The sequence below is a fragment of the Microbacterium panaciterrae genome (genome assembly GCF_039541635.1).
GTDB lineage: Bacteria > Actinomycetota > Actinomycetes > Actinomycetales > Microbacteriaceae > Microbacterium > Microbacterium panaciterrae.
The window spans coordinates 81,002-105,956 of the sequence record NZ_BAABGP010000014.1 but is presented as its reverse complement, the minus strand read 5'-3'; the positions used below and the strand labels follow the sequence as shown (position 1 = coordinate 105,956).

General features: G+C 65.6%; 21 protein-coding genes and 1 pseudogene. 10 read left to right on the top strand and 12 right to left on the bottom strand.

Annotated features, from left to right (window positions below):
- Positions 1-5 precede the first annotated feature (5 nt).
- Positions 6-1,097 (bottom strand): glycosyltransferase, encoded by a 1,092-nt coding sequence (locus ABD882_RS10590; protein WP_345186756.1) that lies wholly within the window; start codon positions 1,095-1,097, stop codon positions 6-8.
- Between the two features lie 452 nt (positions 1,098-1,549).
- Between ABD882_RS10590 and rplM the strand changes: the two genes are divergently transcribed.
- The 5 genes from rplM (at position 1,550) to ABD882_RS10565 (ending at position 6,024) form a co-directional block, all read left to right on the top strand.
- Positions 1,550-1,996: a 50S ribosomal protein L13 gene (rplM, locus tag ABD882_RS10585; protein ID WP_345186754.1), complete on the top strand. Its 447-nt coding sequence runs from the start codon at positions 1,550-1,552 to the stop codon at positions 1,994-1,996.
- A 27-nt stretch (positions 1,997-2,023) separates the two neighbouring features.
- Entirely contained in the window at positions 2,024-2,509 is a 486-nt protein-coding gene (gene rpsI / locus ABD882_RS10580) for a 30S ribosomal protein S9 (protein WP_345186753.1), read from the top strand.
- 16 nt (positions 2,510-2,525) lie between these two features.
- Positions 2,526-3,881, top strand: coding sequence for a phosphoglucosamine mutase (gene glmM / locus ABD882_RS10575; RefSeq protein WP_345186751.1), 1,356 nt, complete (start codon positions 2,526-2,528; stop codon positions 3,879-3,881).
- An 8-nt stretch (positions 3,882-3,889) separates the two neighbouring features.
- Positions 3,890-4,333: a VanZ family protein gene (locus ABD882_RS10570; RefSeq protein WP_345186749.1), complete on the top strand. Its 444-nt coding sequence runs from the start codon at positions 3,890-3,892 to the stop codon at positions 4,331-4,333.
- Positions 4,334-4,566: 233 nt separating this feature from the next.
- The gene (locus ABD882_RS10565) at positions 4,567-6,024 is read left to right on the top strand and encodes a sugar transferase (RefSeq protein ID WP_345186748.1); all 1,458 of its coding nucleotides are present in this window, start codon (positions 4,567-4,569) and stop codon (positions 6,022-6,024) included.
- Between the two features lie 94 nt (positions 6,025-6,118).
- On the opposite strand, the gene ABD882_RS10560 is transcribed toward ABD882_RS10565, so the two are convergent.
- From ABD882_RS10560 to ABD882_RS10530, 7 genes and pseudogenes are all read right to left on the bottom strand, one after another.
- Positions 6,119-7,936, bottom strand: a complete 1,818-nt coding sequence (locus tag ABD882_RS10560) for a DUF4012 domain-containing protein (protein ID WP_345186746.1) — start codon at positions 7,934-7,936, stop codon at positions 6,119-6,121.
- Between the two features lie 104 nt (positions 7,937-8,040).
- Positions 8,041-9,030: a Gfo/Idh/MocA family oxidoreductase gene (locus tag ABD882_RS10555; RefSeq protein WP_345186744.1), complete on the bottom strand. Its 990-nt coding sequence runs from the start codon at positions 9,028-9,030 to the stop codon at positions 8,041-8,043.
- On the bottom strand, positions 9,030-10,127 hold the full coding sequence (locus ABD882_RS10550) for a DegT/DnrJ/EryC1/StrS family aminotransferase (RefSeq protein ID WP_345186742.1): 1,098 nt from the start codon (positions 10,125-10,127) through the stop codon (positions 9,030-9,032). Before ABD882_RS10550 ends, ABD882_RS10555 begins: the two co-directional genes overlap by 1 nt.
- Positions 10,124-10,715: pseudogene (locus ABD882_RS10545) on the bottom strand (acyltransferase). The gene ABD882_RS10550 and the pseudogene ABD882_RS10545 overlap by 4 nt, the downstream one beginning before the upstream one ends.
- A gap of 24 nt (positions 10,716-10,739) precedes the next feature.
- Positions 10,740-12,068 carry a nucleotide sugar dehydrogenase gene (locus tag ABD882_RS10540; RefSeq protein ID WP_345186740.1) on the bottom strand — a complete coding sequence of 443 codons (1,329 nt, stop codon included), beginning with the start codon at positions 12,066-12,068 and terminating at the stop codon, positions 10,740-10,742.
- 42 nt (positions 12,069-12,110) lie between these two features.
- Positions 12,111-13,010 (bottom strand): nucleotidyltransferase family protein, encoded by a 900-nt coding sequence (locus ABD882_RS10535; protein ID WP_486348213.1) that lies wholly within the window; start codon positions 13,008-13,010, stop codon positions 12,111-12,113.
- 58 nt (positions 13,011-13,068) lie between these two features.
- Positions 13,069-13,875: a glycosyltransferase gene (locus ABD882_RS10530; protein ID WP_345186736.1), complete on the bottom strand. Its 807-nt coding sequence runs from the start codon at positions 13,873-13,875 to the stop codon at positions 13,069-13,071.
- A gap of 239 nt (positions 13,876-14,114) precedes the next feature.
- Between ABD882_RS10530 and ABD882_RS10525 the strand changes: the two genes are divergently transcribed.
- The 5 genes from ABD882_RS10525 (at position 14,115) to ABD882_RS10505 (ending at position 21,254) form a co-directional block, all read left to right on the top strand.
- Entirely contained in the window at positions 14,115-16,076 is a 1,962-nt protein-coding gene (locus tag ABD882_RS10525) for an acyltransferase family protein (protein ID WP_345186735.1), read from the top strand.
- 100 nt (positions 16,077-16,176) lie between these two features.
- Entirely contained in the window at positions 16,177-17,343 is a 1,167-nt protein-coding gene (locus ABD882_RS10520) for an acyltransferase family protein (RefSeq protein ID WP_345186733.1), read from the top strand.
- 161 nt (positions 17,344-17,504) lie between these two features.
- Positions 17,505-18,668 carry a glycosyltransferase gene (locus tag ABD882_RS10515; protein WP_345186731.1) on the top strand — a complete coding sequence of 388 codons (1,164 nt, stop codon included), beginning with the start codon at positions 17,505-17,507 and terminating at the stop codon, positions 18,666-18,668.
- The gene (locus ABD882_RS10510; protein WP_345186730.1) at positions 18,665-20,014 is read left to right on the top strand and encodes an O-antigen ligase family protein; all 1,350 of its coding nucleotides are present in this window, start codon (positions 18,665-18,667) and stop codon (positions 20,012-20,014) included. The genes ABD882_RS10515 and ABD882_RS10510 overlap by 4 nt, the downstream gene beginning before the upstream one ends.
- Complete coding sequence (locus tag ABD882_RS10505) at positions 20,007-21,254, top strand: glycosyltransferase (protein WP_345186728.1); 1,248 nt, start codon at positions 20,007-20,009, stop codon at positions 21,252-21,254. The genes ABD882_RS10510 and ABD882_RS10505 overlap by 8 nt, the downstream gene beginning before the upstream one ends.
- Here the strand turns inward: ABD882_RS10505 and ABD882_RS10500 are convergent.
- The 4 genes from ABD882_RS10500 to ABD882_RS10485 are packed head-to-tail and all read right to left on the bottom strand — an operon-like array spanning position 21,244 to position 24,952.
- Entirely contained in the window at positions 21,244-22,548 is a 1,305-nt protein-coding gene (locus ABD882_RS10500; RefSeq protein ID WP_345186726.1) for a lipopolysaccharide biosynthesis protein, read from the bottom strand. The genes ABD882_RS10505 and ABD882_RS10500 overlap by 11 nt on opposite strands.
- Positions 22,541-23,704, bottom strand: a complete 1,164-nt coding sequence (locus tag ABD882_RS10495) for a glycosyltransferase family 4 protein (protein ID WP_345186724.1) — start codon at positions 23,702-23,704, stop codon at positions 22,541-22,543. Before ABD882_RS10495 ends, ABD882_RS10500 begins: the two co-directional genes overlap by 8 nt.
- Positions 23,701-24,345, bottom strand: a complete 645-nt coding sequence (locus ABD882_RS10490; RefSeq protein ID WP_345186723.1) for an acetyltransferase — start codon at positions 24,343-24,345, stop codon at positions 23,701-23,703. The genes ABD882_RS10495 and ABD882_RS10490 overlap by 4 nt, the downstream gene beginning before the upstream one ends.
- The gene (locus ABD882_RS10485) at positions 24,338-24,952 is read right to left on the bottom strand and encodes a sugar transferase (RefSeq protein ID WP_345186721.1); all 615 of its coding nucleotides are present in this window, start codon (positions 24,950-24,952) and stop codon (positions 24,338-24,340) included. Before ABD882_RS10485 ends, ABD882_RS10490 begins: the two co-directional genes overlap by 8 nt.
- Positions 24,953-24,955 lie beyond the last annotated feature (3 nt).

Genomic DNA, 24,955 nt, shown 5'->3' with positions numbered 1-24,955 from the left:
CCGCGCTACGCCGCCTTCCGGCCGCTGGTCGCGGTGCCCGCCTCCGATCCGATCCCGAGTTCCGCCACGAGCGTGCGCAGCCGTGCCGTACCGGCCTCGGGCGAGTACTCCGCGGCCCACCGGTCGAACAGGGCGCCCCGCCGTGCCGGAGCCTCGCCCGACGCGACCGCGGCGATCCGCTCGGCGAGCGCCTCCGGATCCCCCGCCGGCACCACGTGACCGGCCGGTCCGACGACCTCCGGCAGGGCGCCGGCGTCGCTCACGATCAGCGGCACCTGCGCCGACATCGCCTCGGCGGCGACCAGCCCGAACGACTCGGAGATGATGGACGGCACGACGAGCAGATCGATCGTGTCGAAGAAGTCGGCGGTGTCGACCCAGCCCGCGCGGTGAGTGATGCGGGCCACCGGGCCGAGCGCCTCCTCCATGATCACGAGGTCGGACTCGGGCACGAACAGCGGCTCGCCGCCGAGCACGAGCCGGTAACGGCCGGGCGTGCGCTCCTCGAGCAGGCGCACCGCCTCGGCGAGCACGTGCACGCCCTTGTCGATCCCCAGCCGCCCGAGGAACCCGATCCGGATCGCCGCGCCGTCGATGCGCTTCGGCTTCGCCCGGCGGATCGGCACGGTCCAGTTCGGCAGCACCTGCGCCTCCGGCACCGCGTCGAGCATCGCGCTCGAGGGCACCAGGGTCGCGACGGATCCGCGCCGTGCGGTCTGGGCGAGCACGCGATGCAGCCCAGTGGGCTGCTGATGCAGATGCACGAGCCGCTCGGTGCGCCCGGCGGTCGCCACCGACGGGACCAGCCCGTTGCACCAGAGCAGCCCGGCGGGGCGTGTGCGATCCCATTGCCGGAGCGCGCGCATCCAGGCGACGCGGCCGCGGGCGAACAGGCCGAGCGTCTCAAGCCCCGCCTCCTCCGCCGCCTCGACGACCGGCGAGCCGCCCGGAGCGACCACGGTGACGCCGACATCGATGGCGCGCAGCGTCTGGGCGAAGCGCAACAGCATGACCTCGCCGCCGCCGATCGCGCCGTTGTTGGACGCCAGATAGACATGTTCGAAGCGCGCTTGACGCGCCAGGGCATAGTCGCCCATGAGTGCCTCCCCAGTGGCACATCGGATGCCTCCCACAGGCACCGCAGCCTCGGGTCGGCTGCACCGACAGACTACGACCGATCCGCGACGCCGGGAAGCCCCGGGCCTCGATCCGCCCCGCCCGACCCCACCCACCCGATCCGCCCCGCCCGACGCCCACCCACCCGATCCGCCCCGCCCCGCCCGACCCCACCCGATCCGCTCCCCTGTCGCCAGACGCCCCTCCCGGACCCGGCAATGGGCATCTAGCGACAGGCGAGCAGAGTGGGCGACAGGCGAGCAGCGCAGCGGGTTTGGCTCGAGGGTCCGTGTGCCGTAAGCTATCTCCTTGGTGTGCGATCACTGCTGGTCGCACATGCGAACGTGAGCCCTCCACTGGCGTGTTCCGCAAGGAACCACCCCGGAGTGGGATTCACGAACCTCTCCGTTCGAATCAAGAAAGCAGCACTATTGTGACGCGCACTTACTCCCCGAAGGCCGGCGAGATCCAGCGTGACTGGGTCGTCATCGACGCCACTGACGTCGTTCTCGGCCGTCTCGCCTCGCACGCCGCAGCGCTCCTGCGCGGCAAGCACAAGGCCACCTTCGTCAACCACCTCGACTCGGGTGACTTCGTCATCATCGTGAACGCCGACAAGGTCGCGCTCACCGGTCAGAAGCTCCAGAAGAAGATCGCCTACCGCCACTCGGGTTACCCGGGCGGGCTCAAGGCTGTCGCCTACTCCGAGCTGCTCGAGAAGAACCCCGTCCGCGCTGTGGAGAAGGCCATCCGCGGCATGCTCCCGAAGAACAGCCTGGGCCGCCAGCAGCTGACGAAGCTCAAGGTCTACACCGGATCCGAGCACCCGCACGCCGCGCAGCAGCCCAAGACGTACACCCTCGACCAGGTCGCCCAGTAAGCGCCGTTTACGAATAAGGACATACTCGTGGCTGACATCCAGGACACTACCGACTTCCCGCAGAACTTCACGACCTCGAGCCCTGAGGCCGAGGCCGTCGAGTCTGCTCCCCGCCCCGTGCTCAGCGTCCCCGGCGCTGCCGTGGGTCGCCGCAAGCAGGCCATCGCCCGCGTGCGCCTCGTCCCCGGCTCCGGCACCATCACGGTGAACGGCCGCACGCTCGAGGACTACTTCCCGAACAAGCTGCACCAGCAGCTGATCAACGACCCCTTCACGGCGCTGAACCTCGTGGGCGCCTACGACGTCATCGCCCGCATCTCCGGCGGCGGCGACTCTGGCCAGGCCGGCGCTCTCCGCCTCGGCATCGCCCGGTCGCTGAACCAGATCGACGAAGAGAACAACCGCCCGACCCTGAAGAAGGCCGGCTTCCTCTCGCGCGACGCTCGCGTGAAGGAGCGCAAGAAGGCCGGACTCAAGAAGGCCCGCAAGGCGCCTCAGTACTCCAAGCGCTAAGCCTTACAGTCCCTCTATGGCTCTGTTCGGTACCGACGGGGTGAGGGGGCTGGCCAACGGCCCCCTCACCGCGGATATCGCGCTCACCCTGGCCCAGGCGACAGCTGTCGTCCTGGGCCAGGGCCGTATTGCCGAGGCTCGCAAGGCCGCCGGCAAACGCCTCACCGCCGTGGTCGCCCGCGACCCGCGGATCTCGGGGCACTTCCTCAGCGCCGCCGTCGAGGCGGGCCTGGCCTCCTCCGGCGTCGACGTGCTCGACGCCGGCACTCTGCCGACCCCGGCGGCCGCGTTCCTGATCGCCGACATCGACGCCGACTTCGGCGTGATGATCTCGGCGTCGCACAACCCGGCCCCCGACAACGGCATCAAGATCTTCGCCCGCGGCGGCGTGAAGCTGCCCGACGAGGTCGAGCAGCGCATCGAGGCGGCGATGGCCGGCGAGAAGCTGCGCCCCACCGGCGCCGCTGTCGGCCGTGTCAGCCGGTTCTCCGACGCCGAGGACCGCTACATCATGCACCTGCTGGCGTCGTTGCCGCACCGGCTCGACGGCCTGCACGTCGTGCTCGACTGCGCGAACGGCGCGGCCAGCGGCGCCTCTCCTGAAGTGTTCCGCAACGCGGGCGCCCGGGTCACGGTGATCGGTGCGGATCCGGACGGGATCAACATCAACGACGGCGTCGGATCCACGCATCTCGACAAGCTCGCCGCGGAGGTCATCCGGGTCGGTGCCGACGTCGGCATCGCGCACGACGGCGACGCTGATCGCTGCCTCGCGGTCGACGCCGACGGCACCATCATCGACGGCGATCAGATCATGGCGATCCTCGCGGTCGCGATGAAGGATCGCGGCCGCCTCGCCGAGAACACCCTCGTCGCCACAGTGATGAGCAACCTCGGTCTGCACGTCGCCATGCGCGAGCAGGGCATCATCGTGCGCCAGACCGCTGTCGGCGACCGGTACGTGCTCGAGGACATGAACGCCAACGGCTATTCGCTCGGCGGCGAGCAGTCGGGCCACGTCATCATGAGCGACTTCGCCACGACGGGCGACGGCGTGCTCACGGGCCTGCACCTCGTGGCCGAGATGGCGCGCCAGAAGAAGACCCTGGCCGAGCTCGCCTCGATCATGACGGTGTACCCGCAGAAGCTCATCAACGTGAAGGGCGTCGATCGCACCCGCACCGACGACGAGCATGTGCAGAAGGCGGTGCGCGCCGTCGAGGCCGAGCTCGGCGACTCCGGCCGGGTGCTGCTGCGCCCGTCGGGCACCGAGCAGCTCGTGCGCGTGATGGTGGAGGCCGCCGACGAGGCGTCCGCCCACGAGTACGCGCACCAGCTCGCCGAGGTCGTGCGCGAGCGGCTCGCACTCTGAGACAGACGATGTCTGACGACATGGCCGGGGCGGCGCCCGCGCACCTTCGGGTGCGCAGGGCGCTGCTCTGGCTGATCTTCTACGCGGTCATCGTCGCGGTGATCGTGTTCTGGCCGCAGCCGTTCTTCTCCTTGCTCGACCCGTGGATCCGCACGGCGACGGCAGGGTTCCCCGGGCTCACGCTGGTACGCGTCGAGTTCGCCGCCAACGTCGGCATGTTCGTCCCGCTCGGCATCTTCCTCGCCGTGCTCCTCCCCCGCCGGCGCTACCTCGTCGCGCCGATCGGGTTCCTCACCACGGTCATGATCGAGTCGGTCCAGGGGATCTTCCTGTCGCACCGCAGCGCCACCGCCGCGGATGTCATCGCCAACACGGCGGGCGCCTGCGTCGGCCTGCTCATCGTGGAGATCATCGACGCCGTGCGCCGCCGCGCGTACCCGCCGACGCGCTGATTCGAATTCCGGTATTCCGCAGTCTGGATTCTTCGGCCCGGCTCGGGTTAGGATGAGGCAGTCGGGCACCTTTGGGAGGTGCACGATGCGACTCGATGGTGCAGCACCCGAAGCTGCCAGCCTTCGATCGGATGAGGAGTCGTGGCCTTGGGAGGCCACGGGTTCCAGGGGGAGGACGATGGCGTTGCGCCATCTGCCGTAGTTGGGGAACGGTTACTGGGGAGCACTGGGGAGTGTCTGGGAAAGTCGATGCGCTGGCGACGGCGCACACTGTCAATCTGTGGCGTCACGCGTACGCCAAGCGTCTGTCCGTCACGGATGCGTTCGTGGTGTGCGCCGCCGTCGCCATCGCGCAGTTCGCGCGGTTCGGTCTCGGCGACTCGCGCGTCGTCGGGCTCAGCTTTCTCCGCGCCGAGTTCGAATACTCGATGTTCTCGGTGGCCCTCATCGTCGTCTGGTTGCTCGCGCTGCGCCTGTCGGGATCCCGCAACGCGAAGCTCATCGGCGGAGGCTCGCTCGAATACAAGCGCGTGGCCGACGCCACCGTGCGCCTGTTCGGAGTGCTGGCGATCCTCGCGTTCGGGTTCCAGCTGCAGCTCGCGCGCGGGTACGTGCTGGTGGCGTTCCCGATCGGCCTGGCGTTCCTGTTCCTCGGCCGCTGGGTGTGGCGGAGCTGGCTGCTGCGGCAGCGCCACGAGGGGCGCTACACGCACCACGCCGTGATCCTCGGCGAGCGGGAGAAGTCCCGGAGTGTCGGCGCATCGATCCTGCGCGAGCCCGGCCTGGGAGTGCAGCTGCTGGGGGCTGTCACCGAGTACGGGCGCGATCAGGATCTGCTTCCCGGCGTGCCCGTGCTCGCCGGGTTCGACAACGCGATCGAGGCGGTGCTCGCGTCGGGTGCCGACACCGTGGTGTTCAGCGGATCCGACCGGTTCACGCCCGAGGCGCTGCAGGAGTTCGGCTGGGAGCTGGAAGAGGCGAAGATCGAGCTGCTCGTCGCCCCTGCCCTCACCGGCATCGCCGGCCCGCGACTGCACTCGAGCCCGACGCCGGGACTTCCCCTCATCCAGGTCGACTATCCGACCTTCGAGGGCATGAAGTACGTCGCGAAGCGCACGTTCGATGTCATCACGTCGGTCATCGCGCTGGTCGTGCTGAGCCCGGTGTTCGCGATCCTCGCCCTGCGCGTGCGGCAGGACGGAGGGCACGCCATCTTCCGGCAGCAGCGGATCGGCAGCGACGGGCGTCGCTTCGAGATGCTGAAGTTCCGGACCATGGTCGTCAACGCCGAAGACCAGCTGCCCGGTCTGCTGGACCGCAGTGACGGCAACGGCACGCTGTTCAAGATGAAGAACGACCCGCGCGTGACGCCGGTGGGCCGCGCGCTGCGCCGGCACAGCCTCGACGAGCTGCCTCAGCTGATCAACGTGCTGCAGGGCAACATGTCTCTGGTCGGGCCGCGCCCCCCGCTCATCATCGAGGCGGAGCGCTACGACTATCGCATGCAGCGTCGCTTCCTCGTGCGTCCCGGCATCACGGGTCTGTGGCAGGTCAACGGACGCTCGGATCTCTCCTGGGACGACAGCGTGCGACTCGATCTGTTCTACGTCGAGAACTGGTCCCTGACCGGCGACCTGATCATCCTCTGGCGCACACTGCGAGTCGTCTTCACCGGTGCCGGCGCGTACTGAGAGCCCCGGCCCCGGCACCTCCCTCCCGGGGTCGTTGAGCGAGCACCGAGCGCAGCGAGGAGCGAGACGATACGCGCCTCCCCGCGGGTCCGACCTACTTACAGGTCGCCTCGATCTTGATCGGCGTCGCCCGCGACATCGGAGTCGTCCAAACGGCCAACGGCCCCTCCGTCTTGGCCGTCTTGAACGAGAAGTCGATGGTGTGGGAGTCGTTCAGATGGCTGAACACCTCGAACTTCACGGCCGGACGCCCCAAATGCTCGCCCTGGCTCAGCGGAGTGACGGGCTTCCCGTCGACCGTGATGCTCGCGAGCTGACTGCCGACTGGGCCGTAAACGACCATGTAGCTGCTGATGTCATCCGCGCCAAAATAGGGCCCCGTGATGTACGGCGGTAGCCGGTCGGCCTCGGCCTGAGTGAGGTTCGAGGTGAGCACGGACTGCCCCTTGACCACATCACCCGCCCGACAGACGTCGATCCCCATGTCGAGGTAGTAGCTCTTCTTCGACCCGGTGTTGTCGTTCAGGTAGACGCCGACGACGGTCTGATCCGTGTTCGTGGTCGGCATGATCCCGCTCATCCGCGAGTTGTCGATGAGCTGCGTCTCTTTCGGATCGTTGCTCACATAGAGCAGTCGTCCTTCATCCGACGCGTGCAAGAGCGCCTGGATCAGCTTGACCGGGGAGGAGACCTTGCCCGAGGTCACCGCCCCGAAGATCGAATCGGCGGCCGAGGCGAAGAACGCATCCTGCTCGGGGCCTGTGGGGTACGTGAAATACACCTGGTTCAGCAGCAGCGCGACGGCGTTCTGCGACGTGAGCTGACTTCCATCGGCGAGGGTCAACGGCCCCGTCGCCTCGAGGATGTAGGAGAGCGCGACCGGATCGATCGAGAGCACGCCATCGATATTCGTGCCGATGTCGGCCGCCCACCAGGCCCGGAGAATGCTCACCGCGTAGGGAAGATTCGGCACCATCGTGAAGTCGGGCGTGTAGCGCCCGATCTTGTCTCCGAAGATGTTCTCGGCCTGCGGATCGAGCGGGACGATCGGAACCTTTCGCCCTTGCTGCTTGAAATCGGAACTGCTCACCACGGCGCCGGGAGTGATGTGGCCATGGTCGACCGTGATCGGCAGGAACTGCGCGGCGTTGCCGCCCAGACTTCGCGCCTCGGAGTTGCCCTGGAACATGAGCAGGTATGTCCGCGGACCTTGCGCACCCAAGGCATCGGGAAGCACGCTCAGCACCTCCTGCGCCATCGTCATGCTCGGACCGATCTTCTGCAGCTCGGACTCGAGCTTGCTCATGCCGTCCGCGACCGGACCGACCAGCGCGGTGCGATCCACCTTCTTCAGCCCGGCCTGCGCCTTCGTGATCCCGGCCTGCACCGTCGTAAAGGTCTTCGATAGGTTCGTGATCGCCGTGATGTCGATCCCGCCCGCGGCGAACTTGAAGTCGCTGAGCTTGACGCTCGCGGCCGGCTGGACGACATCGGTCGCAAGGCCGTCCGTCACCTGGGCGACCGTGCGCATGGCGATCAGATTCTGCGCGACGCCGGGGATCTTCTCCCCCGCCCGCCACTGCCAGTCCTTCGTGAGCGCGACCGCGGCCGCGGTCTCCTTCGACACCTTGTCGGCCGCTGTGGCCGCCGTGGTCAAGTCACCGACGAGGATCGCCTTCTGCACCTGCTGCACGTCGGTCATGGCGGCCGCGAGGTGCGTGCGGGCCGACATCGCGCTGTCGTAGATGTGCTTGCCGACGATCAGGCCGACCACCGCAACCGCGATGACGATGAGCAGCACCCCGCCGGTGATCCACGGCCAGATCCGGCGCTTCCGACGACGCGGTGACGCCTCGTCGGGCTCCGGCCTCTGCGACCGGAGATCGCGGCGCGACGGAGGGGTGCTCATCATCCAGGTATCCAATCAGCGTGCATGCGCACGACGACATCCGATTCGTCTCACGGGCTCTCGAGCGTGGGCTGAGGCCCCTGCCCCGCCAGCATAGAAGGACGAGATCAATCGATCCTGAGCGCGTCTCCGGTGCGAGCGGATTCCAGTGCCGCCTCGACGACCACCAGTGCACGCAATCCTTGCCGCATGGTGACCAGATCCGTGCTCTCACCCAGAACCGCATCGCGGAAAGCCTCATGCTCCACGCGCAGAGGCTCGCGCTTCGCGAAGGCATAACGCGTGACGTCACCCTCGGAGACGCCGCGGAACGACGACACAGAAGCCCACTCCAGCGGAATCGTGCCGTTCGCGTAGAAGGTCAGATCTCCGGTCGAGGTGTCGGCGACGAGTGCACCCTTCTCCCCGGTGACGACCGTGAGTCGCTCCTTCATCGGAGAGAGCCAGTTCACGATGTTGTTGACGATCACGCCGCTTGCGGTGCGGCCGGTGATCGTGATCATGTCCTCGTGCTCGCGCCCGCTCTTGAACGCGGTCTGGGCGAAGACGCGCTCATACGGCGACTGCACCACCCATGCCGTGAGATCGACGTCGTGCGACGCCAGATCCTTGGCGACGCCGACGTCGGCGATCCGCGCCGGGAAGGGGCCCTGGCGGCGGGTGGCGACTTGATAGAGGGCCCCGAGCTCCCCTGCCTCGATGCGTCGACGCATCTGCTGCAGGGCGGGGTTGAAGCGTTCGATGTGTCCGACGGCGCCGACGAGGCCCTGTGATTCGAAGGCGTCGACCATGCGCTGGCCGGCCTCCACGGTGTGCGCGATGGGCTTCTCGACCAGCGTGTGCACCCCCGCTGCGGCGAGCTTGAGCGCAGCGTCCTCGTGGAACCGGGTCGGGACCGCGACGACAGCCATGTCGATACCGGCGCTGATCAGCGACTCGATGTCCGGCAAGACGTCAAGATCCCCCGCGACGCCATGCGGATCCCCACCCGGGTCCGCGATCGCGACCAGCTCGATCCCCTCCACCTCGCGCAGCACGCGGGCATGATGTCGCCCCATCATGCCCACGCCGAGCAACCCGACCCGCAGATCCGCCATCAGGCGCCCGCTCCCGCCACCGTGTTCACCGCGGTGACGATCCGCTCCAGGTCACCCTGCGACAGCGACGGATGCACCGGCAACGAGACAACCTCCTGGGCCGCGCGCTCCGTCTCCGGCAGCTCCAGACCCGGCGCGAAGTGCGTCAGCGACGGCAGGCGGTGATTCGGGATCGGGTAATACACACCCGCACCCACCTGGTACTCGTCCTTGAGCGCCCTCACGAACCCATCCCGATCTTCTGGCACCCGGATCGTGTACTGGTGATACACGTGCACTGCCCCGTCCGCGACCGGAGGGACGACCACACCCCGCAGGTTCGCATCCAGGAACGCCGCGTTGCCCTGACGGGTCTTCGTCCACGCATCGACCTTCGTCAGCTGCACTCGCCCGATCGCCGCATGAATGTCCGTCATCCGGGCGTTGAACCCGATGACCTCGTTCTCGTACTGCCGTTCCATACCCTGATTGCGCAGCAGCTTCACCATCCTGGCGGTCTCGGCCATCGCCGTCGACACCATCCCGCCCTCGCCACTGGTCATGTTCTTCGTCGGATACAGGCTGAACATCGCGAACTCACCGAACGTGCCCACCGGGCGTCCATCCAACGACGCCCCATGCGCCTGCGCCGCGTCCTCATACAGCGCGACACCCCGCTCCGTAGCCAGCGCCTCCAGCTCACGCATCCGAGCCGGGTGCCCGTACAAATGCACCGGCAGTATCCCCTTGGTCCTCGGGGTGATCGCCGCGGCAACCGCCTGCGGATCCAGCGAGAACGTCTCCGGCTCGATGTCGACGAACACCGGCGTCGCCCCCGTCAGAGCGACCGAGTTGCCCGTCGCCGCGAACGTGAAGGACGGAACGATGACCTCATCCCCCGGACCCACGCCCGCCGCAAGCAACCCGAGATGCAGACCCGCCGTACCCGAGTTCACAGCCACGGCCGGGCGGCCCTGCACGAAGTGCGCGGAGAACTCCGCCTCGAAAGCCGCAACCTCCGGACCCTGCGCGACCATTCCGCTGCGCATGACCCGGTCGACAGCCGCACGCTCTTCATCACCGATGATCGGCTTCGCGGGGGGAATGAACTCGCTCACGCGTTCTCCTTCATCAAAATGCCATCCTGCTCGAGATAACGGTCGTTGCTCTGCGGGCAGATCCAGGTCTTCGGCTCCGGCCCAGCGGTCAACGGGATACCTGCCTCACCGACCCAACCGATGCGTCTGGCTGGCACTCCCGCGACGAGGGCATACGCCGGCACATCCTTCACAACGACAGCACCGGCTGCCACCGTCGCCCACGCCCCGATCGTCACCGGCGCGACGCACGTCGCGCGCGCCGATCGCGGCGCCCTTCTCAATGGTCACGCCGACCGGTTCCCAGTCGTGCGCGCTCTTGATCGTGCCATCCGCGTTGATCGCCCGCGGGTACGTGTCATTCGTCAGCACCACTGCCGGACCGATGAAGACCCCGTCGCCCAGACGCGCCGGCTCATACACGAGTGCGTAGTTCTGCACCTTGCAGTTGTCGCCCATCACGACACCGGTGCCGATGTACGCGCCACGACCGACGATGCAGTTCACACCCAACTGGGCCCGCTCCCGCACCTGCGCAAGATGCCAGATCGAAGACCCGTCACCGATCACCGCATCAGCAGACACATCCGCCGAATCAACGATTCGCACATTCGAGGATCTCGCGGTCACGATTCAGCGCGTCCCCACCGAGTCAGGCACAAGTGCGGAGTCTCCGGATCCGACCACGATCCGAGGTGTTCCAGCCCACAGCGCCGGGTCGCTCGCTGCCCGACCATCGACGAGCAACTTCACGCCGGGGATCTGGGCGGGCGCCAGGGTGCGGTAGTCGGCATGGTCGGTCTGCAGCACGGCGACGTCAGCAGCATCACCGATCGTGAACGGCTCGAAACCGAGGCCTCGCAGCTCTTCGTCCGTGTACAGCGGGTCGTGCACCCGCACCTGGGCGCCGCGCTCGCGAAGTGCCTGAACCGTCGGAAACACCCCGGAGAGCGCTGTTTCCTTGACTCCACCACGGTATGCGGCGCCGAGCACGACAGCGGTCAAGCCCGAGAGCGAACCCAGGAGCGTCTCGGCGCGCGCGACGAGCCGCTCCGGCATCGACGCGTTCAGCTGGCGAGCCGTGCGAACGATATCGGCGTCGGGATCCGTCGCGAGGTACAGCCGGGGATACACCGGGATGCAGTGCCCGCCCACCGCGATCCCCGGACGGTGAATGTGGCTGTAGGGCTGCGAGTTGCAGGCCTCGATGACCTTGTACACGTCGATGCCGTTCGCGGCGGCGAACAGACCGAACTGATTCGCGAGGCCGATGTTCACATCGCGATACGTGGTCTCGGCGAGCTTCGCCATCTCCGACGCTTCCGTGGTTCCGAGATCCCACACGCCGTTCGGACGCGGCAGATCCGAGCGCTCGTCGAACTGGAGCACGGCCTCGTAGAACTCGCGAGCGCGGCGGTTGCCCTCGGCCGACAGCGCGCCGATGAGCTTCGGGTATTTGCGCAGATCCGCGAAGACGCGACCAGTCAAGACGCGCTCAGGTGAATACACGACGTGGAAATCGGCGCCCTCAGTGAGTCCCGATCCCTGCTCAAGCATCGGGGCGAAACGCGTGCGCGTCGTCCCGACCGGCAGCGTCGTCTCGTAGGAGACGAGAGTGCCGGGAGTGAGGTGTTCAGCAAGCGACGCCGTCGCGGCGTCCATGTACTTGAAATCAGGTTCCCACGTCTCTTCGTTCACGAACACGGGAGCGACGAGCACGACCGCATCGGCACCCGGGATCGCCTCGGCGTAGTCAGTGGTAGCGCGCAGTCTCCCCGAGGGGACGAGCTCGGTCAGCTTCTCCTGCAGGTGTGCCTCGCCAGGGAACGGCTCGACACCGGAGTTGATGATGTCGACGACCTTCTGGTTGACGTCGACTCCCACCACGTCGTGCCCGGAAGCGGCGAACTGGACAGCGAGGGGGAGCCCGATCTTTCCGAGGGCCACGACGGCAATGCGCATAGGAATTATGCTATCGGCGGTGGCGACCCGAGAAATGCGTGGTCAGCGCGCGCGACGCACGTACCGAAGAGTCGCTCCCATGCCTCTGACCCACCGTTGCCACTGGTATGCGGTCGTCTCACCCCAGCTGGGAAGGACTGCCGGATCATTCCGCGGCACGTCCTGCCGCACGACCCACACAGCGCGCAGGAGCCACCTCGGCTTCTGCCACCAGCGCGCTGCCCTGATCTGACGCCACCACGCAACGCTGGAAGCATCTTCGACTCGATTCGAGAACAGTTCCCACAGGCGACGGCTCTCATCATCGATGTCGACGTCGACCGGCCCCAGGCCCGCCTCCACGAGGAGATCACGAAGAACCCAGGTCCCGCCGCCGACCCGGGCGATGTCAGCGAACTCTTGGCGTTCGTCCGCAGTGAAGGACCCGGCCAGCGCCGCGCTCACGAGTTCCTTCTCCTCCTTGTGGCGTGGAGAGCGCAGGTCTCGAGCCGCGTGCAAGGCCATGACGACCGCGGTTCCGGCCTTCGACGGCGCATCTACCGGAGCGTGCGCGATGGTGACCACGCGCCGAGAGGCCCAAAGCGCCTCGAACGCCACAGCGGCATCGGCGAAGAAACCCGGGAACATCCAGTGCACGTCGATGTCGCAGGGCCAAGCGGGGTGGATGTAGGTCGTGGAGTGCTGCGGAATCAAGGAAGGAGTCTCTCGACCGATTCGCGTATGCCAGCCGAGCCCTTCGAGCACTGCGCAGAATTCGACATGACGGGCGGGGTCGATCAGCACGTCGGCATCTGCCGAGGTCCGCGGCGGGCGCAACGCGTATACCTCCGCGATCGGCCCCTTGACGCTCAGCGCGCGAATGCCCCGGTCGCGCGCGATCCGCGACATCTGCGCGTGCGCGAGCACAGTCGCATCAGCCAGCGAGAACGTTGCAGTGGACATCCGACAATCCTAGATCGGCGCAGTGACGGCGCAGTCGAGCGAGGGCAAGCCGTCGATGTCAGGCGCTGGGATGAAGACGCGCTCGGACCGCTCGTACGACACTGACGGGCAGCAAGCCACTCAGGATCGACTTGGCGATGCGTGCGTATTCGCGAGGACCGGCTCCGAGCTTGGGGTAGTACCGCAGGCGCACGCGGATCTCGTCGCCACGGTGGCGCAGCGATCGTTTGGCGAAATCGTCCTTCTCGACCCGGTATTCGTAGACCACGTCCGGAATCACGAACAGCCGGTACCCGTGCAGCAGCATCTCGCACCACAGCGCGAGGTCTTCTGCGCGACGGTAGTTCTGATAACCCCCCGCCGCGAGCAAGGCCTCTTTTCGCATGATCGACGCCGCGTGGATGGGAGTGAAACCGCGCATCACGAGCTTGGCGGTCATCTCGCCGGGGCGGCCGAGTACGAGGCCCGGCCCGTCCGATGACACTTCGCGAGCCCTGGCGGAGACCACCGCATACTCCTGGTGCTCGCGGATCCATCCGTAGACGGACGAGAGGTAGTCGGTGCTCACCACATCGTCGGTGTCCATCCGTGCGATGTACTCGCCACGCACCTCGTCGATTCCATAGTTCAGAGCCGCGACGAACCCTCTGTTCTCGCCGTATCCCACCACGCGGACCCGGTCGTCCGCGAACTCGGCGGCAATGGAACGGACATCCGTGGCCGACCCGTCGTCGACGATGACGAATTCGAACCTGCGCTCCGTCTGCGCGAGGATCGACGCGATCGAGGCACGCAAACGATCGGGCGGAGTGTTGTATTCGGCCATGAGAACCGAGATCAGGATCGAAGCCTCGGGATTCGTCACGGAAACAACCCTATGTGCCCGGGGCAGTTGGTGACTCACGGTGACTGGGACTGGTTCATGATCTGTGTCTGGAGTCTGGTGGGTGGCGTAGTCGGTCTCTCGCCCTCACCGAAGGGTCCGAAGATCCCATCCGCTCGCGCTCGTCGATGCTCGCCACGCCGGTCTGCCGCTATCCGGGTGAGTCGGTCACAACGACTCGATGAGGAACGGTGCGTGGCCGTACTGCGATAATCAACGGCATGAGCGCTGAGGCCAGCAGAGACTTCAGGTCCGATATTCAGGGGCTTCGCGCGATCGCGGTACTACTTGTTCTGGTGTTTCACGCGGGGGTCACGGCACTCTCGGGCGGGTTCGTCGGCGTGGACGTGTTCTTCGTGATCTCTGGATTCCTCATCACGAGTCATCTCGCGGGGAATCTGGATGCCGGCACGCTTCGAATGCGCGAGTTCTGGGCCCGCCGAGTGCGCAGGCTCGTGCCTGTCGCATGGATCGTTGCCGCCGCCACAACACTCATCGCTCTCATCGTCTATGCAACGGTGAATGTTCCAGAGATGCTGAAGCAGGCTGCCGCGACCTTCGCTTACGTACCGAACTTCCTCTTCGCGGTCGAGGGCACAAACTACTTCGGCCCTGCCGTTCCCTCCCCTTTTCAGCACTATTGGTCGTTGGGGCTTGAAGAGCAGTTCTATCTGGTGTGGCCCCTCATTCTGCTCGGTTTCTACAAGCTGAGCAGAGGCAACAAGCGAGTGCTCCTGATCCTGACTGCGATGCTTGTCGTGCTCTCGTTCGTCGCCGGCTGGTGGGCGACCTCATGGCGTCAGCCGGTGGCCTTCTTCCTGCTTCCGACACGCGCGTGGGAGCTTGGCATCGGTGCCGTACTCGCCATCGCGTTGCCGTTGATTCCGGCCTTCGGGTCGGATGGCAAATGGAAGCTCTACCTTGGCTGGGGCGGTCTACTCGGCGTGCTCATCGCAGGCTTCGCCTACGACAAGACGACCCAGTTTCCGGGCACAGCAGCCGCCCTTCCGGCGCTGGCCACAGCGATGCTCATTCTCGCCGGGACGGGGACGCGAGGTGGCGTAGTGAAGCCCCTCTCCGTGGCTCCGATGCAGTTCTTAGGCAAGATCTCGTATTCCGTGTACTTGGTGCACTGGCCGTTGGTGCTGCTCCCACAGGTCGCAGTCGGATGGGAGAATCAGCTTCCGCTTTGGGTCAGACTCCTTCTGACTGCGCTCGCCGTACCCCTCGGCTGGGTCTGCTGGCGCTTCATGGAGAACCCGTTCAGACACGCCTCCTCTTGGTGGGGAAAGCGAAGCAGGCGGGCATTGAGCGTAGCGGTCGTCGGGGCGGTCGTCCTGGCCGCGGCTCCAATGGCAGGTGCGACCGTTGTCAAGGCGACGCCTCTACATGCAGATCGGCACGCGGCTGCACCGGTGCTGATCCGCGATCCACACGGCACTGCCTACGTGCCCTCAAACATGACGCCGACGCTCTGGACCGTGGGAACCGACTGGAACACCACCTGTCATGGGGTGGGCCTGAGCGAGGCTCCATCATCGGAATGCTTGTTCGGCGAGAACGATGGAGCACCGCGAGTCGCGCTGGTGGGCAGCTCGTTCGCAGGCTCATTGTTCCCCGCTCTTGCCCAGCTGGCCACATCGAATGATCTCCAGGTCCTGCGCTATACGAAGGACGCGTGTCAATTCACGACGCAGCCGGTCTTGCACAACGGCGCCGCGAACGTCTCGTGCGATCGATGGAATCGAGAGATCCTCGGTCGTCTCCGCGCCAACGCTCCGGACGTCATCTTCTTGGCCAATCAGCCGACCGAGTCCGAGGCCGAGGATCTGCGCAGAGCGCTTGCTGACCTGACCCAGATTGCGCCGGTGGTTGTCGTCGAGCCGGTTCCGGACGTCGGCCAAGACCCCATCGGATGCCTCTCGGATCACCTCACCGATGCCGAAAACTGTGCCCGCAACACCGTGGACGCGCTCCAGGGCAATGTCGCGAGGCAGAGCGCAGCCCTGGCGGGCGCGGGCTTCCTGGAGATCTCTCCGTGGATCTGCAACCCGAAGACATGCCCGCTCATCCAGGGCAATGTCTTGGTCTACAAGGATTCCTCACACCTGACTCAGACCTTCGCAAAGCTGCTCGCGCCGCTGTTCAAAGCGAAGGTCGACGAGGTCCTCCATCGGGGCTGATCGCACGAACTCAGCGATGGTCGTGCTCGGGTCGGTGGACCCTGCCGTTGGGTCTGGGCGGTGGATTGGCGCGGGCGTCGGTGCGCTATTGTCGGAGGCTGTGAAGTCTCAGCACCCCCGTCACCAGCGACTTGCCGCCCTCGACGGGATCCGGGGCGTCGCCGCCGTCATCGTGGTGCTGTCTCACGCGCTGTTGACGACCACCATCGGCGACAGTTACGTCGCCGTGCTGCGCGGCACGGGCAGCGACCCCGCGGCCGTGCTGCTCGCTGACACCCCGCTCCGATATCTGTTCATGGGCAACGAGGCTGTCGTCATCTTCTTCGTGCTCAGCGGGTTCGTGCTCACGCTGCCGATGCTGCGTGGGCGAGGGCTCGACCTGTGGGCGTACTACCCCCGGCGTGTGCTCCGGCTCTGGTTGCCCGTCGCGGCGTCCGTGATCCTCGCGGCAGCCGTCATCATTCTCACCCGTCAAACCCCATCCGGCGCGCTGAGCGCATGGGTGAAGCAGTACAGCTTCGCGAACCTCGACCCACGCAAGATCCTTGGCGCGATGATGGTGATCACCGGCGACCCCGTGATCAACAACCCGCTGTGGTCGATCAAATGGGAGATGTTGTTCTCGCTCCTCCTGCCCGTCGCATTCCTGATCACGTTGCGCGTCACCCGCAACTACTGGCTGGTGATCATCGCCGCAGCGATCGTCTCGAGTATCGGTGAACCTGCGACCGTGTTGGGCGTGAAGTACATGCCCATGTTCCTCGCCGGATGTGTCGTCGCGAAGATCGTTCACACCCGCACTACGCCAGCTCCCGCATCACGCGCGTGGCTCATGGTCTTCGGAGGCGCCGCGCTCATCGCCGTCCCCGACCTCGCCCGAGTCGTCCATCTGCCGGGACTCGTTCAGGCCACGGCCTACGCTGCCGTCACTGTCGGAGCCGCGATGATCATCGCGGGACTGACCATTCCCTCCGGAGTCACTGCCGCCTTCGCGTCACGACCGTTTCGTTTCCTCGGCCGGATCTCATTCAGCCTCTACCTCGTGCACGTCCCGATCCTCATCGGCGCCGTGCACCTGATGCCCTCACACCCGAACGAGATCTTGTTCGCCAGCATCCCCACTGCCTTCGTGATCGCAGTGCTGTTCACGCTCTACGTCGAAGAGCCGGCCGCGCGGCTTGCACGCCGGGTGGGCGTCGCCTCGGCCTCTCTGGTGGCGAAGCTGCACCAGGGAGAGCCAGGGCGGGACCTCGCACCAAACGCCTGAGCATCTGAGCCGATCCGTCAGCGGATCGCGGAGTCCACAGCACGCGCTCGACGAGAAGCGCTCGGCCAGGTGAATTTCGACCAGTAGAATTGACGGCACCGCCACACGTCGATGCAGCGAGCCGGAATTTCGACGCCACCCCATCCAGGATGTCCTCCTTCATGAGAATTCTCCACGTCGGCCTTTTCCTCGAACTGGGGAGTGGTCAGCGCGCACAACTCGGATACGAGCGACATGCCGCGCGATCCCTCGAAGAGGCGTACTGGGATACCCACACCCTCACACCCGCCGATGCGCGAACCGATGAGGGCCCCCAAGTGCCACGTTGGGCTCGAAGATTTCAGCTCCATAAGCTCTTCACCTGGTTGCACATCCGACGTCATGCCGCGCAGTATGACGCCGTACTGATGCGGTCTTTGTCACCGGATCCGTTCGCGATATTCATGGCGCCGTTGATCCCCAATCTCTTCACCGTCCATCACAGCAAGGAGATCGAAGAGCTGACTCTGGTCACGCGAGGCGCTCGCCGCGCGATCACCCTGTTCCTGGAAGGCCCCTTGAAAACCTGGGCCTTTCGCGGACTGCGTGGCGTCATCGGCGTCACCAACGAGATCACGAAGTACGAGAGCCGCCGATTCCCTCGAGCATCCGTTGCTGCGACCTATCCCAATGGGATCGACGTCGACAAGATCGACGTCGCCGACGAGCCAGCAGCAGATGCTCCGACCGTGCACGCCGTCTTCGTATCCACCGTCTTCTACGCCTGGCAGGGCCTGGATCGCCTCCTGGACTCTCTCGCGGAGATCGAGGCGACTACGGGCCCTCCGCCCGTGGTCGTGCACCTCATCGGGGAACTCGAGCCGTCGGACCGCGCATTGGCGCACCAGCTCTCAGCTCGCGGTCTCGTCCAGATCCACGGCGTACTTGACCGCGAATCCGTCCACCAGGTGTTCTCGCAGTCACAGGTCGCGATCGCTTCTCTGGCACTCGACCGAAAAGACCTTCGGGAAGCCTCGACCCTGAAGGTGCGGGAGTATCTCGCATCCGGCCTGCCCGTCTATTCCACCCATGTTGATGCCGGTCTCCCGCAGGGCTTCCCGTTCTACTACTGCGATGACAACGGATTCAACTTCGCTCGCATGGTCGACTTCCTCGCCGAGATGCCAGATCGCGGGCGCATGACCGTTCGCGAGGCCGCTCGGCCTCATATCGACAAGCTTGCGATCATGAGGTCGTTGGTCGCGCAGCTCGGCACACTGAACTCGTCCGCCGCGCCCAAGGAACGCCGAGGCACCGCTGACGCACGAAGACGAGGCTCATCATGACGGTCCAGGTACGGACGACGAGGACGACATCTCAGCCGGCGGATCCTGAGTCTCTGTCCCGGATCGGCTTCGCGCTGGCGGCGCTGGCGGCGCCAGTTTCAGCCCTCAATCCGATACTCCCGCACGTCGGCCCAGTCTCGGCATTCACTGCGTATTCGTTGCTGATGTTCGTCTACGGCGTGTTCCATATGCGACGTCGGCCGCCGAACGGCTTGCGCCGGTTCATCATCGTCTTCTGCATCCCGATCCTCGCCATCACGCTGCCGGCAATCGTGATCCATTTCGGCGCGGCCCACATCTTCGCCGAAGCAGTGGTGGTCTCGGGGGGCGTCCTGATCACCTTGGGCCTGATCGCGCTGCCGAGCACGCTCCTGACAATTCGTGCGGTGCTGGCTGGATGGCTCCTCGCTTCGATCAGCACCACCGTGCTGGCAATCATCGAACTGACGACTGGTCGCCATTTCGGCCCGTCCTACCTGGACGCAAATCCGGGCGCTTCCAAGACGGGTGTCGTGACCGTATTCTTCAACCCGAACAACTACGCGGCGTTTCTGACCTTGACCATTCCGCTGTTGATCGCAGGGGCTGCTCTCGCCACTCGGACCTGGACGCGGCGGGCCTACTACCTCGCCGCCATCGCGTCTGTCCCCATCATGATCGCGACCAGCAGCCGGTTCGGCGTCGCGGCCCTCCTTCTCGGCGTCGCTGTGTGGATGATCCTTCGAATCAGGTCCCACTTCGCGCAGGCGTTCGTCCTCGCGTTCGCCCTGCTCGGAGTGGTTCTCGTCTTCAAGTTCCTCCAGGCCAACTCCGCAGGCGAGATCTCCAGTAGCGCGTCCGGCGCCGACTACGCCATCAAGCTCTTCGGAGTGGAAATCACATCCGACAGCTCCTTGGTCGCGCGCTGGAACCTCATGCTCAACGGTTTTGACATGATCGACAGAGCGCCTTTCGGATCGGGTCCTGGCGGATACGAGCTGGTGGCGCTAGACCAGGGCACGTCGCGAATGACATTCGGCATGATCAACCCTCACAACGGGGCGATCGAATTTCTGACACAGTACGGTGTGATACTCGGCGCCATCGCCGTCTCCGTCACGATCGCGTTGTTCGTCAATTCCATCCGCAGCAACAAACTGCTGCACTCGTCTGCCCCCGAACGCACGCTCGCATCGGCGTCAGTATGTATGATCGCCTGCCTCCCACTCATCTTCAGCATGCACAGCACTTTCCTCAACGTGCCTCATGAATGGGCAGGTTTTGCGACAATCGCCGTCGTCGCCGTCTATCTCCATCAATTGCGCGCGACGAAGGCACCGAAGCAGCATGAGAATACTCATGGCTGACTCATCCGAAACAGTCAAACGCAATCGGCTACTCCTTCTGACGCATCAATATCCGTACGATTACGGCGATGCGGCCTTCATCCGCAACGAGATCGATGCTCTGGCCGAAGCATTCGACGAAGTGCTGATCGTCTCCCTGACTGCTCCGGACGCGCCGTTGCTCCCGCTGCGACCTAACGTCAGGTTTCTCGGGTCTGTAGGCACCATCAGCGCGTCCCGCGCGATCCGCGGGATGCTGAACCCGGCGCGTGCTATTCGTGCCATCCGCGTGTTCTTCGGCGAGGGGTTCGGACGGTCCGCCTCGAAGCTTCGGAGTGATCTCATCGCCGCGACCACCGGCGCCTGGATCGCTTCTCGAACGCCGATACGCGAAGCCACGAACGGCAGAGAACCTCTCGCGATCTACAGCTTCTGGGGCGTCGACATCGCGTATGTACTGCCTTGGTTGAGACGCCGCGCGAACCGCATTGCCGTGCGCGTGCATCGCTACGACCTCGACGAGCGAACCGCGGGCTATCGGCCACTGCGGCGGAATGTGCTCGGGACCGCCGATACGATCCTCACGATCGCGCAGAGCGGGCGCGACTATCTTCTCGAACAAGCGCCCTATCTGGCGCCGGAGCGGATCGTGGTCCGCCACCTCGGCACGCCCCCTCAGCCCATGCCTCGACACGCCGACCACCAAGACGAAGTGGTGCGCATCGCGAGTTGCTCGTCGGTCATCCCGCTCAAGCGCGTCGACCTCATCCTGAGAACGGCGTCGGAACTCGCGGAACGCGGTCACACCGTCGCCTGGACTCATTTCGGCGATGGTCCGCTTCTCGAGGAGATCCGAGCCGAGGCAGAGCGTGCCGTGCAGACCACGCCGGGCTTGACGATCGAACTGCCTGGACGGCTACCCACAGACGAAATCCTGGCGCGCTACCGGGAAGTTCCTCCCGGGGTCTTCCTCAATCTGAGCACGACTGAAGGCATTCCGGTCAGTGCCATGGAGGCAGCTTCCTACGGTATCCCGATCGTCGCGACGAATGTCGGCTCCACTCATGAGCTCGTCGGCGAAGATCTGGGTTCCGGGATCCTCGTGGACGTCCGCGACGACGAGAGGAGGATCGCGTCCGCCGTCGAACGCGTCGTGGATCCGTCCGCGCGATATGACTCGAGAGCGGTCTGGGCTCAGCGATTCGACTCTGCCGCAAATGCCCGTGCGGCGGCGAGGTCCGTACTCGGCCTCACTCGCTGAGCACGCGCTGCCGGTCGAACTGACCGGCGACCCTATGTGCGAGCTGGATCAAGAACGCGAGCAGAAGCGTCATCGCACCGCTGGTGAGCCATACCGCGCGCACGATGTCGCCCCCTGCGAGGAAGAGGATGGTGAGCGGTACGACCATGTACACGATCGCGAAGATCAGCATCGTGCCCTGACGCTCGGCCACGATGAACACCGTCGAAAGCGGTGCGGTGGCGATGTTGAGGTACAGCCACGGAGTCAGGGCCTGCACGATGAGTCCAGCCTGCACCCATTGGCTGCCCAGAAACCAGGGCACGACGACGGGCGCGACGACTCCGAGGACGAGAAACGGCAAGAACCCGACGAGCAGCGCCCGCTTCGTCACGCCGCGGACCAGGTCCCGCAATGTCCCCGGCGCCGCAACTGCCATGCGCTGGTAGTACACCTGTGAGATCGCGCTCGCGATCAAGGCCATCGGCGCCTGAGCGAGCTTCCAGGCCATCGAGAACTGCCCCAGAGCGTGGATCGACCGGCCGCCGATGATCATGTTGATCCCGTTGAGACGCAGTGAATCGACGAGTGCGTTCGGCGCGTTGAGCAGTGGCATCTTTCGATAGCGCACCATGAGTTCCCACCAGCTGCGATGGTCCCTGACGGGGGCGGTCTTGCGAGCATCGTCCGTCAGCAGCAGAACTCCGACACCGAAGACCTGGCCGACCAGGTACCCGACGATGAGCCATTCCCCGGACGGAGCTATCACCAACCCGAGCACAGCCTGAGTCGCCGCCGTCACGATGGCCTGCACGACCCGCGAAAGGCTCTGCATGCGATAGCGACGCTTTCGCGTCATCCAGAAGTACAGGATCGTGGTCTCGCCCGCGAGGAAGACACTCACTCCGATGAGCAGCACCCACCAATGCCGGTCCGCGGATGAGGTGAACCAGAACACGAAGATCGTCGCGATCATCGTGAGGACCGACATGACACTCACGAGGCCCGTCGACAGCTGTCGCAGCCGATGCGCATCGTCGTCGCGTTCCGGCAAGACGATCGCGTACTCGTATCGGAGCGCGGCGACCATGCTGACGACCGCGCTCACAGAGAGGAAGACAGCCAGGATGCCGAAGGCTGCCGGTCCGTAGATACGGCTGAGGACCGGCATCGTGATGACGCCGATGACCTGGGAAGCTACCGTCCCGGTGAGAAGCATCGCGATGCTGCGCAACGCGGATCGGCCCTCACGTCGGGGCGTCTCCGAATCGCGCGTGGGAGGCGGTCCTTCGGCCACCGCATCGTCTTCAGGCATTCGCGTGACTCTCCGGAGCGACGAGCTCCTCGAAATGCTCCGCGTACTGCCGCCAGACGCGCTCCGTCGAGTACAGTTCGACAGCGCGCGCTCGCGCGGCCACGCCCCAAGCGTGCACCTGATCGGGGTTCCGGACCGCGCGCTCGATTGCGTCCGCCAGAGCTCTGGGGTCACGAACCGGGACTTTGAGACCCGTCTCGCCCTGGAGGACCACGTCGCGAACGCCTGTGGCTTGCGTCGTGATGGTCGGGACTTCCAATCCAGCGGCCTCGACGATCACCTGCCCGAAGCCCTCCCGTAGGGTGGGCAGGCAGAGCACATCGGCCACGCGCATGTAGGCACGAGGATCCGCGACAGGCCCGACCCGGAGTATGGCGTGCTCCAGCGAAAGCTCCCCGATGCGGCGATCCAGCAGTTCGTCCTCGCCCGGTCCGACGACGAGGGTGACCACTTCGATCCCTCGTGATGCGAGAACGACGAGGGCGTCCAGAAGATCCCCGACCCCCTTGTCCCGGGTGATGCGCCCGACGAAGAGCAGCGTGAAGCGGCCACCATGCCTGGACAGAAAACTCTCCGTCCCCGCATCGACCGGATCGATATCCGATGCCTCACGACTGAAGCGACCAACATCTGTCCCGAACGGACTGCCTGCACCGAGCACGGACACCCGTGACGTCAGTCCCTCGTCGCGCACCAGTTCCACGAGGCTCTGACTCACCGCGAGTGTCTCGGTAGCGAGTCCTGCGGCCGTCTTCTCCAACGCACGGAACACGCCTCTGCGCAGCCCCGCCTCTGTCTCGTAGCGCAGCCCGAGGATGTGATAGATCCGCACGGGGATGCGCAACATCCAGCCGGCCAGCGACGCGAGCAATGATGCCTTCGGAGTGGAGAACACGAGAACGTCGGGTGCGACGCGACGGATCGCCGCCGTCAGTTGGAACAGCGAGCGCAGATCGCGTAGCGGAGAGGGGTCGCGCACCATGTCGACGTCGACCACTCGCACGCCCTCCGACTCACCGAGCGCACTCAGCTTTCCGGTGTCGGTGGAGATGATCGTGACATCCCACCCCCGCTCGCGCAGGTATCCGAGATAGCCGCGATAGAAGACCGTGCTGATGTCGTTCGTGATCACGAAGCAGAGTCGCCGGCCGCTCATCGCGCCGGAACCCCTCTCACCGTGGCACCACGCGGGACATCCTTCGTCACGCAGGCGCTCGCGGCGACAAGAGCACCCCCGCCGACCACGAGGAGCTGCAGGATCACCGCGCCGGCTCCGATCAGCGTCCCGCTCTCGATGCGCACGTCTCCGGAGATGATGGCGCCGGGGTTGACCGAGACATGATCCTCGAGACGGCAGTCATGCCCGACGATCGCCCCGGGGTTGACATGCACATGTCGGCCCAGTTCGACGTTGGTGGAGATCTGCGCACCGCCGCACAGCACCGCCCCCTCACCGATCGTCACCTGCGTTCCGATCACCGCAGCCGGGTGCACGAGTGTCGCCGCCCGGCCGCCCCACGAGTCGATCATGGCGCTCAGTCGCCCGCGGACGGAGGGCGACCCGATTCCGACCACATAGCGGCACGAGGGAAAGCGTGCCCGCAGCTCTTCGATCCCTCCAAGATGTGGAATCCCCCGCGCGGCCAGACGCTCCCCATGGATCGGTGAGAGCCCGTCGTCGACCACGCCGAGCACGTTCCAGACGGGTGCCGGCGCCGCCGCATTGATCGCCGCGATCACGTCGAGCGTCTCCCGTCCGAACCCGCCGGCCCCGACGACGATGATGTCTTCAGACATTGGACCCCCCGAACTTCTGAATGGTGGCGTGCCCTTCCGCCGCGATCCCCTCGCGCGCGAAGACCGCGCGCACGGTTGCAAGAATCACTCGGACGTCGAGAATCAGGCTCCGGTTGTCGACGTAGTCGACGTCGAGCGCGAATTTCTCTTCCCAGCTCAATGCGTTGCGCCCGCTCGCCTGGGCCAGTCCGGTGATCCCCGGACGGACCTCGTGTCGCCGCGCCTGTTCCGGAGTGTAGCGAGGCAAGTACTCGACCAGCAGCGGACGAGGACCGACGACACTCATGTCCCCCTTGAGCACGTTCCACAACGAGGGCAGCTCATCGAGGCTGGTGGAACGAAGGATCTGACCGAAACGAGTGAGTCGCTGCTCATCGGTGATGAGACCTCGAGCCTCATCTGCGTTGCGCATCGAACGGAACTTGCGCAACACGAAGATCCGCCCGCGCAGGCCCGGGCGCCGTTGAGTGAACACGACCGGCCTCCCCAGGCGCATCGCCACCAGAATCGCCACGATCCCCATCACAGGCGACAGCACGACCAACGCGATGGTCGCCGCGACAACGTCGAACAACCGCTTCCACGGATCATACGCACGTGCTGTCATCGC